The 15856-nt window shown below is 46.1% G+C and carries 9 protein-coding genes; 3 read left to right on the plus strand and 6 right to left on the minus strand.

Going from position 1 to position 15856, the window contains the following annotated elements; translation table 11 throughout:
• Nucleotides 1-181 precede the first annotated feature (181 nt).
• The gene (locus tag EYR25_RS16675) at nt 182-2209 is read left to right on the plus strand and encodes a S9 family peptidase (RefSeq protein WP_133181556.1); all 2028 of its coding nucleotides are present in this window, start codon (nt 182-184) and stop codon (nt 2207-2209) included.
• Between the two features lie 130 nt (nt 2210-2339).
• On the opposite strand, the gene EYR25_RS16680 is transcribed toward EYR25_RS16675, so the two are convergent.
• The 4 genes from EYR25_RS16680 to EYR25_RS21515 all read right to left on the minus strand — a co-directional run bounded on the left by EYR25_RS16680 (nt 2340) and on the right by EYR25_RS21515 (nt 11811).
• On the minus strand, nt 2340-3803 hold the full coding sequence (locus tag EYR25_RS16680; protein ID WP_425057230.1) for a M16 family metallopeptidase: 1464 nt from the start codon (nt 3801-3803) through the stop codon (nt 2340-2342).
• Nucleotides 3804-3814: 11 nt separating this feature from the next.
• Nucleotides 3815-5146, minus strand: a complete 1332-nt coding sequence (locus tag EYR25_RS16685; RefSeq protein ID WP_133181560.1) for a M16 family metallopeptidase — start codon at nt 5144-5146, stop codon at nt 3815-3817.
• Nucleotides 5147-5282: 136 nt separating this feature from the next.
• Entirely contained in the window at nt 5283-6695 is a 1413-nt protein-coding gene (locus tag EYR25_RS16690; RefSeq protein WP_133181562.1) for an amidohydrolase, read from the minus strand.
• 211 nt (nt 6696-6906) lie between these two features.
• Nucleotides 6907-11811 (minus strand): S8 family serine peptidase, encoded by a 4905-nt coding sequence (locus EYR25_RS21515; RefSeq protein ID WP_133181564.1) that lies wholly within the window; start codon nt 11809-11811, stop codon nt 6907-6909.
• Nucleotides 11812-12093: 282 nt separating this feature from the next.
• Here EYR25_RS21515 and EYR25_RS16700 point away from each other — a divergent pair, with 282 nt between their 5' ends.
• Entirely contained in the window at nt 12094-12984 is an 891-nt protein-coding gene (locus EYR25_RS16700) for a LysR family transcriptional regulator (protein ID WP_133181566.1), read from the plus strand.
• A 227-nt stretch (nt 12985-13211) separates the two neighbouring features.
• Nucleotides 13212-14138: an alpha/beta hydrolase gene (locus EYR25_RS16705; RefSeq protein WP_133181568.1), complete on the plus strand. Its 927-nt coding sequence runs from the start codon at nt 13212-13214 to the stop codon at nt 14136-14138.
• Between the two features lie 242 nt (nt 14139-14380).
• On the opposite strand, the gene EYR25_RS16710 is transcribed toward EYR25_RS16705, so the two are convergent.
• The gene (locus EYR25_RS16710) at nt 14381-14986 is read right to left on the minus strand and encodes a hypothetical protein (RefSeq protein ID WP_133181571.1); all 606 of its coding nucleotides are present in this window, start codon (nt 14984-14986) and stop codon (nt 14381-14383) included.
• A 30-nt stretch (nt 14987-15016) separates the two neighbouring features.
• A complete protein-coding gene (locus EYR25_RS16715) occupies nt 15017-15757 on the minus strand; it encodes an HNH endonuclease (protein WP_207953662.1) in 741 nt (246 codons plus the stop codon).
• Nucleotides 15758-15856 lie beyond the last annotated feature (99 nt).

Genomic DNA, 15856 nt, shown 5'->3' on the forward strand with positions numbered 1-15856 from the left:
ACGGCACTTTGTGCCATGCCCAACCTACCTCGTCATCAAAATGTGCCCGGTGGTTACAGTTACTTACATAAAAGTCCGCCTCAACCTTCACAGACTCAGCTTGATTTCATGCTCGGTTTTTATACTTTGGGGTTTAATGGGAAATATAACGATAACACTCTGAATGATAAGGAGACATCTAGTGAAAAAGGCAGGAATTATACTGCTGAGTCTGCTAATGCCCCTGAGTACGGCATTTGCAGAAGCCAGCAAACCACTCTCAGTCGAATTACTTTGGCAACTCAAGCGCATAGGTAGCCCAGTGGTGTCCTCCACGGGCGAGCACATTATTGCGCCTGTGACTGAATACGACCTTAAGGAAGACAAAGGCTCAACCCAACTGTGGCGCTTCGACGGTGAAGGTAAACATAACCGTGCGATTACCGCCAAAGGCTTAAAAGTCAGCGAGCCAGTGTTCTCGCCAGACGGCAAAACCTTGGCTTTTATCAGCGAGCGCCATGATGACGATACGAGCCAAATTTACCTGTTACCTATGGACGGCCCGGGTGAAGCCAGCAAACTCACGGATATCCCCACCGGTGTCAATGGCATCAAGTGGGTTGGCAAGCATTTGTATTTTATTAGCAATATCTTTCCTGAGCAGAATTGGGAGCAAATGAAGGCCCAGCTTAAGACTGATAAAGATAATAAAGTCTCCGCCCGCCAGTGGAATGCGCTGCCCTATTCGCAGTTCGATCATTGGTTAGATGAGCGCCGTCAGGCCCATGTGTTTAGGATCCCTGCAACGGGCGGCGCGGTCGAAGCCGTGACTCAGCCGCTAGGCCATGAATTGCCACGCTCAAGCCAAAGCAGTTCAAGCTATGATATTTCCCCCGATGAACGCTTAATCGCCTTTAGCGCCTATGGTTCGGATAATCGTGTCGATCCTAAATTAGACTTGTTCCTCGCCACCATCGGCGGCAGCAAAGCCGACAACATCACTCCCGATAACCCCGCGCCGGATCTAAACCCCACATTTAGCCCTAATGGCAAAACCCTTGCCTTTACTCGTCAAAAAATCCCCGGATTTTATGCCGATACCGCAAGGTTGATGCTGCTGGATGTAAGCAGTCGCAAACTCACCACACTCACTGCCGATTGGGATCGCTCAATTTCTCAATTCGAATGGACACCTGATAGCAAGGGTTTCTATGCCAGCATTGATGATGCCGCCACTAACCGTATTTATCATATCGATGCCAAGAGCGGTAAGGCCAAGGCCATCACTCAAGCCACCGACTTTAGCCAACCTGCTATCGCTAAAGATGGCCAGCTGATTGCGACCAATCAGAGCTTTTTATATCCCGCGCGTTTAGTCAGCATCAACCCTCGCAATGGTAAAACCGTGCGTTTAGAGCAATTTAACGACGATGTTTTAAAGGATGTCGATTTAGGCACCTATGAGTCAGTCACCTACAAGGGTTACCAGGGCCAAGACATTCAAATGTGGGTACACTATCCACCTGGGTTCGACCGCAGCAAAAAGTATCCGCTGTTTATGCTGATCCACGGCGGCCCACACAACGCCATTAGCGATGGTTTCCACTTCCGCTGGAATGCGCAAACCTTTGCCTCTTGGGGTTATGTTACCGCGTGGCCAAACTTCCACGGCTCTAGCGGTTTCGGACAAGAGTTTGCCGATGCCATTAACCCAGATTGGAAAAACAAATCCCTCGAAGATGTGCTCAAAGCCGCAGACTGGTTTAAGCAACAAAGCTGGATCGATAGCGATCGTATGGTTGCCGGTGGCGCCAGCTATGGTGGCTACTTAACCTCGATTATTTTAGGTCAGCCACATCCCTTCAAGGCGCTGCTAATCCACGCAGCGGTATACGACATGTACGCACAAATGTCGGCGGACTTTGCCGTCCACAGCACCCGCTTTGGTAACTACTGGGATAATCCTGAGTTGTATAAAGCCATTTCGCCCCACTACTTTGCCGCCAACTTTAATACTCCAACCTTAGTCAGCCATGGTCAACTCGATTACCGTGTGCCCGTCGGCCAAGGTTTTGAGCTGTTCCGTACTCTGCAAACCCGTAACGTTGAATCGCGGATGATTTATTTCCCCGATGAAAACCATTGGATTATGAAACCCAACAACTCCATCTATTGGTATAACCAAGTGAAAGATTGGATGGCTCACTACGCTAAGCCTGGTGCGCAATAACACCTAGAACCTAGAACCTAGAACCTAGAACCTAGAACCTAGAACCTAGAACCTAGAACCTAGAACAGAAAAACAAAAGGTCTGCACTATGCAGACCTTTTTATTGGGCGATATAAACTAACGCCAGTGGTTATTGACCAAAACCTACCGCATTAATATCGACGGTTTGCACTTGGCCATACTTGGCGGCTATCGGCGCAATCTTGCTGGCGTTGCCAATCAGCACAAACTGTAAGTTCTTTTGCGGGAAGTAAGTTTTCACTAACCTTTGGGTTTCTTCTAAGGTTAAGCCGTCCACTTTGGTTTGGAACTCGTTGATAAACTTATCATCGAAGCCATACAGATACATGCCAGATAAGAGTCCTGCCAATTGGCCCGAGGTTTCAAACTTAGGCGGGAACTGACCTTTAACATAGGCCTTAGCCGAATCAAGAGTCGCTTGGTCAACGCCTTTTTCCCATAAACGAGCATAGGTTTTCAGGGCTAAATCAATCGCTTCTTGAGTGGTTTCCGTCTTAGTGAAGGTGCTAATGGTAAACACACCCGAGTCGGTATAAGGACTAAAGCCAGAGCGCGCGCCATAGGTTAGCCCCGCATTCACTCGCAGTTCATCGTTCAGCCAAGAGGTAAAGCGACCACCTAAAATAGTGTTCACTACCGTTAGCCCCACATAGTCTGGGTTATCACGGCTAATGCCTAAACCGCCGATAACAAAGGTGGTTTCCATCGCATCTGGCTTATCCACCAGCAGCACTTTGGCCTGAGTTAACTTAGGTAAACCTTGGTTTAAGTCGGGCTGAACGAGTTTTTCGCTGCCTTTCCACTGACCAAAAGTCTGGGTTAGCTTGGCCTTCATCGCCGCCACATCAAAATCCCCCACCACAGTTAATGCGGTATTGGCGGGTTGATAGTAGCTTTTATGGAAGGCGCGCAGCTGCGACACTGTGACTTGCTCAAGTGACTCGCGATTACCCGATGAAGCATTACCGTAAGGATGGGCACCGAATACCAGTTTATCGAAGTAGCGACCAATCACGGCGCGCGGGCTTTCTTTATCCTGCTGTAAACCCGCGATGGCGCGCTGCTTAAGCTTGTCGAACTCGGTCGAATCAAAGTCTGGGCTTAATAGCGCGGCGCTGAATAGGCCGAGCATCACATCGGTATCTTTCGCCATAAAATCGGCGGCCAGATAACTGCCTTCTTTGTCGGCTTCGGCCCCTAAGCTAGCACCGAGAAAATCCACTTGCTGCTCAATCTCGGCCTTGGATTTACCCGCCGCGCCAAGGAGTAAACCTTCGGCGGTCATTTGGGCAATACCCGCTGTGGTGTCGTTTACCGCCCCGGCACGCACTACTGCGTTTAAGGTGATTAACGGCACTTCGCGCTGCGGCATTAAATACACGGTTAGGCCATTATCCAGCACTAACTTGTCGTAATTTGGCATGGCAAAGCTGCCAGTATCGACGCGTTTGGGTGCCGTGGTGGAAGCGCAGCCGGATAAGGCTAAGCTAGTGCCCAGGGCCAATGCGACCATTAACTTAGTCGGTTGCCAAGATGATTTGACAAAGGATGATTTTACAAAGGAGAGCTTCATTGCCATCGATTTCATTGAGAGTTCTCCTCATTTGCCGCCAATACCGCGACCGTGCGATTCGATTTGCGTAAATAGGTTTGGGCAACACGTTGGATATCCGCAGGTGTGACCTTGTTATAGGCCTCTGGCGCATTAAATAACTTGTCGTAGCTGCCAAAATACATTTCATAGGTGCCGATGGTGTTGGCCTTGCCATTAATGGTTTCCATCGCACGATAAAAATCCATCAACTTGATATTTTTGACTTTATCCAATTCTTGCTGGGTAACACCATGGGTCGCAATGGCATCGATTTGTTCAATCAGCGCCCGCTCTAGCGTCGATGCTTTCACCTCTGGTGTAGCCACACCCATGACGTAAAAGAGATTGGGATCGACCGACATCGGCATATAGGTTTGCGCTTCTAAAGCCACTTGCTTATCCACCAACGCTTGATATAAACGCGAGCTATTACCTTGGCTTAAAATCGAGCTTAATAAATCCAGCGAATAAAAATCTGCGTGAGTCGCCGCTGGAATATGGTAAGCCAGCATCACATTAGGCGTACTGACCGAGGCTTTTTGAACGAAGGTACGGCGCTCACCCTTTTGCTCAGGCTCCACGGTACGCACAGCCTTAGGCGGTGTTTGCGCAGGAATAGGCGCAAAGTACTTGTCGGCCAATGCTTTAACTTGAGCCAGCTTTACATCACCGGCAATCACCACGACCGCATTGTTCGGCGCATAATAGGTTTTATGGTATTGCACTAAATCTTCTAGGGTCCAAGCGGCAATATCCGACTCATGGCCAATCACAGACCAAGAGTAAGGGTGCGCTAAAAACGCTACGCCTTTAACTTCGCCTTCGAGGGTATTCCAGTTGGAGTTTTCAAGCCCAGTCGAACGCTCCGACTGCACTACGCCACGCTCGCTTTCCACCATTTCTGGATTGATATCCAAGTTGGCGATACGATCGGCCTCGAGGTCGAACATAGTTTCTAGCGCATTGGCTGGGAACCAGTCGGTGTAAACTGTCATATCCTCTGTGGTGTAGGCATTGTTAGCCCCGCCCGCAGCTTCCATGGTACGGTCGAACATCTTAGGGCCATATTTTTTCGAGCCGTTAAACATCATATGTTCGAAAAAGTGTGAAATACCGGTAATCCCCGGCACTTCGTTGCGGGAACCGACTTTCCAAAACAGATACATATTGGCATTGGGAATAGAAGAGTCCTCTAGCACCATGATTTTCATACCATTGGCGAGTGTAAAACTCTTGATGTCTTCTGCCGTTGTGGCCTGTGCTTGGCTTAAGGGATTAAAGAGTCCCATCGCCAACACCAGCGCCGATAGCGTGCGCTTCATCTTGTTCGCTCCTTGCTGTAAAAATTCACATAAGAGGGCATATTGATTAACAAATCAAGGGCGAAAAGATCTTCCCGCCCAATTTTTTGTAAGCTCAAGTTATACCGAAAAGCTGACGGAATAAGACTTAAACGGTTTATTGCGCCTTCAGTGCCGTAAGGGCAACCTTAGTCATGGCCTCAACACCAACTTTTAACGCGCTTTCATCCACATAAAATGCTGGCGAATGGTTACTGGCCGCCGTTTCAGGATCTGTGCCCTTTGGCGTCACCCCGAGGAAGAAAAACATCCCAGGAGACTCTAAGGCATAGAAGGAAAAGTCCTCGGCACCTGTGATTAATCCAGGCTCAATCAGCATCTTATCGCCAACCACGCTGGCAAGCACGGGGCGCATACTGGCGACCAATTCGGGATTGTTCACCACCACGGGATAACCTTGATGGATTTCGGTTGTCGCGGTGGCACCTAAGGTTTTTGCCGATAATTCGGCGATTTCGGCCAAACGCACCTTAATATCGGCACGCATAGGCTGGTCAAAGGTGCGGATGGTGCCAATCAGTTCCACTTCATCGGGAATAATATTCGAGCGAATACCGCCATTTACCGCGCCAAAACTCACTACAGCCGGCGCTTTGGTAATATCCACCTGACGACTGACAATAGTTTGCACATTGGTAATAATTTGCGCCGCGGCAACAATTGGATCGACGCCATTCCAAGGGCGCGAACCATGGGTTTGTCGACCTTTCACTTTGATCGTAAAGGAATCTTCACTCGCCATTGCTGGGCCACTACGCACCCCAATCATGCCGCTTGGCATACTCGAGGTCACATGCATGCCAAACACTTGGTCGGGTTTACGCTTGGCAAACAGCCCTTGTTTGAGCATTAATTCCGCGCCGCCCTCTTCGCCATCGGGCGCACCTTCTTCGGCGGGTTGAAAGATAAACATCACATCGCCAGCAAGACTATCTTTCACTTTCACTAAATTCTCGGCCACGCCCATTAACATAGCCACATGGGTATCGTGACCGCAGGCATGCATCACCCCAACGGTTTGACCGCGATAGGTATCCGTCGCTTTAGAGGCAAAGGGCACATCGACGACTTCGGTCACGGGCAAAGCATCCATATCAGCGCGAATCGCAATCAAGGGACCGGGTTTACCGCCCTTTAACTTTCCGCCTTTCAAGATAGCAACAACGCCTGTATGGGCGATGCCCGTTTGTACTTCTAATCCGAGAGATTTCAGATGCTTTTCAATAATCTTGCTGGTGCGAAACTCGCGGTTAGATAACTCAGGATGCTGGTGCAAATCACGGCGCCAGTCGATCACCTTTTGCTCCACACTCGCCGCCAACTTAGCCGCATCGGGCTGCGCCGCATAGGCAGAACTTAAGCCTACACCCATTAAACTCAAAGTGACGATGGAAGCCAGTAAGCTCTTGGTCAGTTTTGATGTACTCACACCGAATGAACTCACATAAGGTGCAAAGGATGTGGCTACAGAGGATGTTGATAAAGCGCGCGATACCGAGGATACAGTCATAGCGATAACCTATTGTTGTTTTTATAAGCTATCTAAACTACACGCACATCACAGAATTGTTAATAGATTTAATAGTAAGGCTTGTAACGAAGAATTATTGTGGGATAAACACATCATTTATGGCCGATGACAATCCACACTTGGACGCATAAAAAAGGGCCTTCGTTAGAAGGCCCAAAGACAAGGAACTACTTAAATTTAAAGGTGAAGTTTACTTATTAACATTCCATTTTTGACGTGATACTGCTATCAATCCAAGCATCAAGACCGCAAGCCAACCCAAACTACCGCCACTGTTATCTTTGGTTTCTTCAACCGGAGGCGTTGGAGGCGTAGGTGGAGTCGGCGGCGTTGGCTCCACACCATCAGAGTTCACGACTAAGTTGAAGCTCGTTTGTACCATGTCATTTTGATAAACCATATCAAAGGCTTTCACTGTGACAGTGGTTGTGCCGTGCCAATCTTTTTCGGGAGTGATGGTGACTTGGTTGCCATTAACGACAGAGGTGATGTGCGCGCCTGTGACTTGGATACCATTAGCGGTATTTTCTTTATCTTGCACTAGCACCTCAAAACTGATGCTAGTGTTTTCGGCAACAGACATATCGCCTAAAGCACCGATTGCAAGGTTTGAAGGCACTTTGATGCTTCCGCTAGAGGTCACACTATTGCTGCCAGTGTAATCACTTTTAGCAATAATCTGCAGATCTTGACCTACCGCTTTGGCGCCCACACGGGCTGAGAATGATACTTCAATTGCCGTTGCTTCCGGTCCAGTGTAGTTAGCACAGACCACTAAGCCCTCTGCAATTTTCTCATCCAGATTATTAAAAGCAAAACCATCACCGATATAACCATACGCAGGACCAAAGGTGCCACGTGGTCCATGGTAACCATGTAAACCAATTGAACCTAAATGGGCTTTGTTACCCGTTAATTTGTCGTAGGCGAAAATAAACTCATGTTCACCGGGAGCAAAATTAAGCTGCGTTGAGGCTATTAACTCAAAACTGTAACGGGCATCGTAGTCAGGATCATGGTTAATACCAAAGGCAAACTCCTGACGCATATTGTCCCATTCAACAATCAGATAGCGACGGTCGTTCGTAACGGCAAGTGATACACCGTCAAAGCTCTCAGTATCCAAATTATATTCTGGAATAGTTAACCCATCTCCACGCCATAATGGTGCAATCACAGTATCTGGGAAATATTGCTCTTCCATTGGATAATGAGCAGCCCAGAACAGCGGTAGTTGATCGAGCTGAATAAATCCACCAGGAGAAATACTTAAGGTATCTTTGTGTGAATATTCTTCAGGGTTGTTATACAACGGGATACGATCAATACCAAAGGTACTTAATGGCACGGTTACCGTTTCATTCACCCGACCAGCAATCGCAGTTTCAGACTGAATGCCAGCCTCAGTAAATAAATCCAAATAATAGGGATTCGAACCGATAGGAATTCGACAACTCTCATCGGTCTCGCTCGTGGTAAAGAGATATTGACGTTTTTGCGCATTGCTCGCCTGTTGCATCGCTTTCAGGGTGATTTGCTGTGCCGCAACAGTCAGACCAGCTTTAAGATCTTGGTTATTGCTGGTCGCTTTTAACGTGTCAGGCAATATTTGCAGACCTTCGGGCAACGTTAAGGCAATATTCACATCGCGCTCTAATCCGAGTAGGTTTGGTGCCATCACCATCTTGACCTCAACAACATCGCCTTCTTTGGCCTGCTGTTGGCTGGTCGTGATACTGACATCATCGCCCTCATGCACTAAATGCACGGCCATTTTGCCAATATTACCTACGTTTTGTGCACCATTACCCACTTCAACCAAACCGTATAAGCGATCACCCGCTTTACTACCTGTGGCAGACCAGTTCATTTGTAATTGGTAAGGATCGATACCATTGGTACTGGCAGGCCCTGTCACATTAAGTTGCTTAGTATCAGTGTCGGAGATAATCGCCAGACTCGCTTTAATGCTGTCTTTAGTATCAATCTCGTCTCCCCATGGACGCTTAAAGTTGCCTAGCATCACCCAATAGCGACCAGGTGTGGGATCATTGATCGCGCAATAGTCGGTAACATCGGTATAGGAGTAACAAATCGCCTCGTCATACCATTCCACTTTGCCGTTGTTATTCAAGTCCATACCAATATCTAAAGACGTTGATGCGGCATTATCTGCAGAGACTTCTTCCCATACGATGCGGCGAGTACCTTCCGGCACGTCAAAGAAATGCACCGAAACACCTGGATTATTTTCCAATGTTTCAGGCTTTGTAAAGTCAACATAGGCGGCACTAAGTTTGTGCTCTGTGACTGTACCTGCGGTTAAGCCGCTCACTTTGACATTTAGCTCGCTGATTTCTTTGGTCATCAACTCAGGTGTTAGCATAGTGCCAGTATCGCGGTGAATTTTTCCTGCGACAATTTCAGGCAAGCTAGAACCAGTAAAACGTGCCATAACGGGCAAGTATTGATCTGGCAAACTGGCATCCGTTGGTTTCAAGTCAATTTTTCCAAATACTTCGTTTGAGGAAGAGTTAGCGTTGACTGAAGTCACATCGAGGATTTTCGCGGTCACCATAATGCTTTGTTGCTCACCCGCTTTTAACTTAATCTTTTGCGGATAAACACTTAACTCAAGGAAAGGCGCGCCTTCTGTGGTGATTTCCGTCGCACTCACGTTCCACTCGCCATCAGTCGTAGCAGTAAAGGTACGCATCCAAGTGCAGCTACTTTTACATTCCGCATTGACTAAGTAAGGCACGTTTAACGCGGTTACATCACCGCCTTCCATCGGGTTAGCTGCGCGATAATTGTCACCGTTTTCATCCATCACCAGACCCGCTTTTACCGCTCTGGCAACGTTAATCACTCCGCTACCCATATCGTAGAAAGTTGCATCCACTAATTTTGGCGGATTATCGTAGGTTGGAGCTTTACCTAACACGGCGGTGGTCATCAGTGCCGACTGAATCATCGCAGGCGTCCATTGCGGGTGCGCTTGGGTTAATAACGCCAAAGCGCCCGCCACATGTGGACCGGACATGGAAGTACCACTAATGGCTACATAATCACTCGGAGAGGGATACAAGCTAAAAGGCATTTCGTCAGAATAAGCAGCAAATACGTCAACCCCAGGTGCCGATACGTTGGGCACCATTACATTGGGGTTAGTGCTACTTGGACCACGGGAGGAGAAGTCAGCTAACACATCGGCTTCACGCTCAGTGGTGATAATCTTACCCGCGGTGATAGTGACTTTAGGCTCTGTAGCGCTAGCAACCCATTCCACTAGCTGATTGCCTGATGCCGCATCGATATGCATTCCAGGGATAGGGAAAGGGTTTAAATTTAGGCTATTAGCGCCAGTACCATCATCAAATGAAATGGCGTTATACAGGATCACGCCACCCGCGCCACCCGCTGCAACGTTAATCCCTTTTTGTACTCGGCCATTTTCTCCACGCTTACAAATGACAACATCATCACTTTTAAAGGTGCCTGCGGGGAAGGGTTGTAAGCAGAGAGGATCATTGTGAGCCGCTGCATCAACTAAGTTACCTGTGATATCACCTGTTACGGCATAACCAATCATATCTTCAGGAGCATTTTCCCCCACAAAAGACAGTTTGCCTTCAACAGGTTCAATTTGGCGTCCATGGGTACTGGCGGCAACGGATGTTAACCAAGGTGATACATGGTCGATATAACCTGGCCCGTAACGTCCCCAGTTACCCGCCGAGGCGGCAACAGAGATCCCTGATTCGCGGGCCGCTAAAAACGCCATTTCAACCGCATCGTACCAAGGTAGATGTTCAAGCCCACCGATGGAGAAGTTGATCACATCAACGCCGTCGATAATGGCATCTTCAATCGCAGCGACTAAGGCATCGCCAGGACAACCACCGTAGTTTTCGCCGTAAGAGCCGCCACCGGGATAGCACACTTGATAGGCAATAATGTTGGCCCTTGGGGCAACGCCTGAAATTTCGGGGAAGACTAAAGAGGTATCAAAACCATCTGATTTTTCATCAGTTCCATTGAGTTTAAAGGGCACATTGTAGAGCACGTTACCCGCAACTGTACTGGCAGTGTGTGAACCATGGCCGTTGTAATCTTCACCGTTTGGTGGGCGTTTATAATCCACTTCCCATGGCGGCAGATCGGGTTGGAAAATCGGGTCTTTATAGGTATCGGTAATAATATCGTAAGAACGAACACCAATAAGCTTGCTGTTACACATCAAGGGATATTCTTGGCAGTCGCCCAGATATTTTCCTTCGCCTAATGGGTTGACGTGCTTATAACCATCTGCCGAAACTGCGGCAAAAGAGGGATGATCTGAGTTAATCCCAGTGTCGATAATACCGGCAATAATGCCCTCACCGCGCATAGCAACGCCATCGGGAGTGCTCGTGCCCTGCCAAATCATATCCGCGCCAATATGTTTAGGGCCGACATCGGTGAACAATTGGTATTCCTTCGCCCGAGTCACCACTTTAACATTGGGCAACTTAGCCACTTCAGCGGCTTGTTCTTGAGTTAACACCATAGTCATGCCGTTTAGTGCCACATTAAAGCGACGCTTTATTTCCGCATCTGGCGCAACCCGCTTGATTTGACTAGCCGTTTCATCCTGAGAACGCGTTAAAAAAGCTTGGTAGTTTTTAACTGCTTTGCTCTTTAAATCGATTGTCCCAAAACGCTCATTGGAACGTATTGCAGGCTGATTGCTACGAGGAGACGTTGCAGCAAACTCAGGACGCTCACCCAGATAAAGTGAAACCGGGGCATCCATTAATTGAATAATGTAAGTATGCGTTCCATCAATATCCTTTTCCCATGCAAATGGTGCCTTATGGCTACTCCCATTTACAGCGCGATGGACGTTCATACCAATTTGACCCGGCCTCTCAGCGCGATTCAGCGCCGGATGGGTTGGTTTATTTTTATTGGCTAATATTTGTTCTGGTGCCAGCTTGATACTAATAAGTTTTTGCTCAGCTTGGTTCCTATCTAAAGGATTGGCAACTAACGTCCCGATTCCGGTCGCATATAGCGCCGCAAAGGTCATTATGCTGATCTTCTTCAATTTCATCACTCATTCCTTTGTTTAATTTATGTTGCAAATTTGTTTATTTGCAGAATGAATAGTTACCGTCAGCCATACCTTAAGGCCAATGCGTTTTACGTATCGCTCTATGACAAAAAGCTATACAAGATCAGAGTCAAACAATTAAAAAATAAAAACAAACACTTATTCACAACTGTTAATTCTTCATATAAAGATAAAGATACAAATTGTCACCAACGTCTGCTTGTTGATACTGAGCCACAAGGGTATGTTTCACATATGTTGTAATTATTTGACAAATAACTTGTGATTGAGTTTAAGCATCTTAAAAATTTCCAGATTTTAGCCAAAGAACGTAATTTTCAAAAAGCAGCTCAAAAATTAAATCTTGCTCAACCTTCATTAAGCCGAAGTATTCAGCGACTAGAACACCTACTAGGTGCTGAACTTTTGCTTAGGGGAAACCAATCAACCTCTTTAACTCCCGCAGGAGAATTGGTTCTTAGCCATAGTCAGCATATTTTGCAAAATGTCGAAAACCTTCGAAAAGAATTGCAATATATGCAGGGAAAAAGCAGCGGTTATTTATCCATCGGCGCAAGCCCTGTACCAGCAAATACGATTCTCGGCCCTATTCTTGGACGATTTTTTGAACAATATCCTGATATTCATATCGATCTAGAGGTTGGTGCTTGGCAGCAACAACTCGAAAAATTGCTGCGGGGAGAGCTCACACTATTAATTACAGATGTTGAAGGTGAGATTATTGGCCACGAAAGTGCAATACAGTCCTTTAATTTACCTTCTTTTGAGGCTGTGTTTTGTACTAGAGTAGGACATCCACTAACCTATTTAGATCATTTAACGTTAGAAGATATTAGAAACTACCCACTCGCCATACCCAAAAACTTACCTTATGGTGTTAGCGAACAATTTGGCGATCTGTTTAATAAATATCGAACCGACTTTTCAGGATTATTACATTACGATTCATTCCCGCCTATAAAAGGCGCCTTGTTACATTCTCAAATTGTCGCATTAACTCCACAAATTACCTTATTTGATGATGACATTAAAAATGCAGTACGTATTATCACGCCAGTTGATATGCCTAAACTCAACGTATTTTTTAGTGTTGTGATGCTTAAAAAACAAATCAGTATTCCAACAAAGCGCCTTCTCAGTTTTCTACTTTAACTAACCGTTTTTTTAGCGCTAACGCAATAGCGCTATTAAAATTAAAATAAGGGGGAAACCAAACATAAAACTCGATTTACCCACTATTTGTAACCTTTCATTCTGTTAAACATCGTTTATGAACCTTTGCATTGTTAATGCCTGCCTGATTGCAATCGTATTCAAACTTTTAAGCAAGATTAAATACGCTAAGCTGTTCTCAATCACCATCACACTACAAAACCAACATGATGAGATTACTCGGCATTTTATTCATACTGCTAAGCTCAAGTTTCAATGTATATGCGCAATTACCGCAAGTAAGCGCAGGCAGCATTGAGCGACTCAGCAGTTTCCCTTCGGCCTTTGTCCCACCTCGGAATATCGATATTTGGTTACCCGCGGGTTACGATAAACAGCAACGTTATGCAGTGCTATATATGCATGATGGTCAAATGCTATTTGATGCGACAACAAGTTGGAACAAACAGGAGTGGCAAATTGATGAGGTGGCATCGAGACTAATCAAAGCAGGAAAAACTCAACCTTTTATCGTGGTTGGAATCGATAACGCAGGCGAAAATCGCCATAGCGAATACTTTCCACAGCAACCCTTTGAAAATCTGTCCCAAGCACAACAAACTGCACTCTATCAATTACAACGCACTAAAAACCAAGCGCTATTTAGCCAGCAGGTATATTCAGATCGCTATCTTAAATTTCTAGTGACAGAACTTAAGCCCTATATCGATAGTCATTACTCTGTTTATACAGATGCCGCCCACACCTTTGTTATGGGATCGAGTATGGGCGGATTAATTTCACTGTATGCGATCAGCGAATATCCTCATATTTTTGGTGGTGCGGCTTGTCTATCAACTCACTGGCCAGGTACGTTTGAGCAGCAAAACAACCCTATTCCGACTGCATTTTTTAACTATATGCAGCAAAAACTCCCCGATCCTTCGACACATAAACTCTACTTTGACCATGGAACGGCCACTTTAGATGCCTGGTATCCACCATTACAAGCTCAAGCAGATAAGATCATTAAAGCGAAAGGCTATACAAGTCAGAATTGGCAAAGCTTAACATTCGAAGGTGCCGAGCATAGTGAACACGCTTGGGCGGCAAGGCTAGATATCCCACTTATCTTTTTGCTCACTTTAAAATAGCAATGCCCTCTTCAATTATTAAGAGGGCTAATCGCCAGAATTCAGGCTGGGCAAGCTTTGGGACAAAAGCGTGTTAGGTCATCGGTTGTATCAGGTGAATTTCGGATAAAAATTTCTATGGATTAACGCCCGCCTAAGGGGCTGGCAACGCATAACACTAAAATCAAACACAACAACCATAACCACCGCGGCTCATTGGGACTGGAAACGCCATACGTTGACAGTCCCTCTTGAGGCGATTGTTATAAATACTCTTTCACTATATCTGGAAATAGTCGCTCTACTTCTTTACGTAATGGCGAGAAGAAAAACTTTTTACCTAATAAAACTAAGCACTCAGCATCTGGGTCAAGTAGTTTAAAGATATTTCCAACAGGATCATCTGCTAACTCATGTGAACCTATTATAGGTGTTGGAAAAAAATAGCCTGCTTCTTGAGTTAACAAGTAAGTATCTAATTTTTCATCAAAATGTTCCCATGCGTTTCTTAGCTCTCGGTCAGCTAAAGGCGAGTTGTCGGTAAGTTTATAACGTTTCTTTAAGTATTCGCCTCTTTTAAGCCTCAGATTACGCTGTTGCTTATCTTTCTTGTGCCCTCCCGGCGATGGCCAAAAATATCTTGATAATGCACCAACATGAACAATAGCCTCTTGCACTTCACTAATTAGTGTTGATGCATCATCTGTTTGAGTAAGCAAGTAGTCATACTGCATAAACGCAACAATTGCCCGCTCAGCTGAATATCGAACTGAAAATGTATAAAACGGATTGTGCATCGGCTGAACACCACCAAACTCCAAAATAATTGACGCTCTACGCTCTAATTCTTCTTGTTCAATTTCTGTCACGTCATATTCTCCGTATTTATAACGCCGCGTTCACCAGCTTGTCCGGTGTAATGCCTTGTTATGCTTACCAAAGTGCAGATCTCGGTGACAATTTGGGCACAGCGCAACTGCATTTTCCACAGTATCTTCTCCACCGTCAGCAAGTCTAGTTTTATGATGAACCTCCAAATATGGACTATCATCTTTTTTTCTTATAAAAGGAGCAGCACTATTGCATCTTTCGCATACACCATTTGCTCGTGTAAGCACCTCTGCCACCACATAAGGATTGCGCTCATATACTTTGACGAGGACTGATTTGGTTTTAGGCACTGCACTTGATTCAGCGATTCGCTTTTGACGCTCGTCTTTAGGTGTACTTAATGCCTTCTTGACTTCGGCATCAAAAGATTCATTTAGACTATCCAGGCTGGAGGAGCCTTTCTCAATTGCTGAGTAGGATGAATGCAAATCACGAAGCGATTTAAGCGTGACGTTATTCCTTGCTTCGTAGTAAGTTATGTGCCTCCACAATGCTTCGACAGGTTTTGTCAACGCGTTACTGCCACCCTCGCACATGATTCGAGCTAAGTAATAACTCATGTCAGGTGCGCTTAACGCACGCTTGAATTCCAGCCCTTTTACCAACTTTCCGTACACGGTTATCATAATTTTTGCGGAATTAAGATTTATTCCATGCCCTGCGTTTAACTGGCGAGCACCTTCAGTTTGAGAAAGCTCTCCATTAAATACTTTTTTCGCCGTGGTAAAAGCCGCTTCGGTAGTTTCCATCTAATTAGGGTCTCAATTGAGCATAACGCTCCAGTCAATTCCGCAGAACACATAAATAAAGCGTATAAAAATTTAAAACCGCAACAGCAGTGATTAAAT

The sequence above is a fragment of the Shewanella decolorationis genome (genome assembly GCF_004354305.1).
Classification (GTDB): Bacteria; Pseudomonadota; Gammaproteobacteria; order Enterobacterales; family Shewanellaceae; genus Shewanella; species Shewanella decolorationis.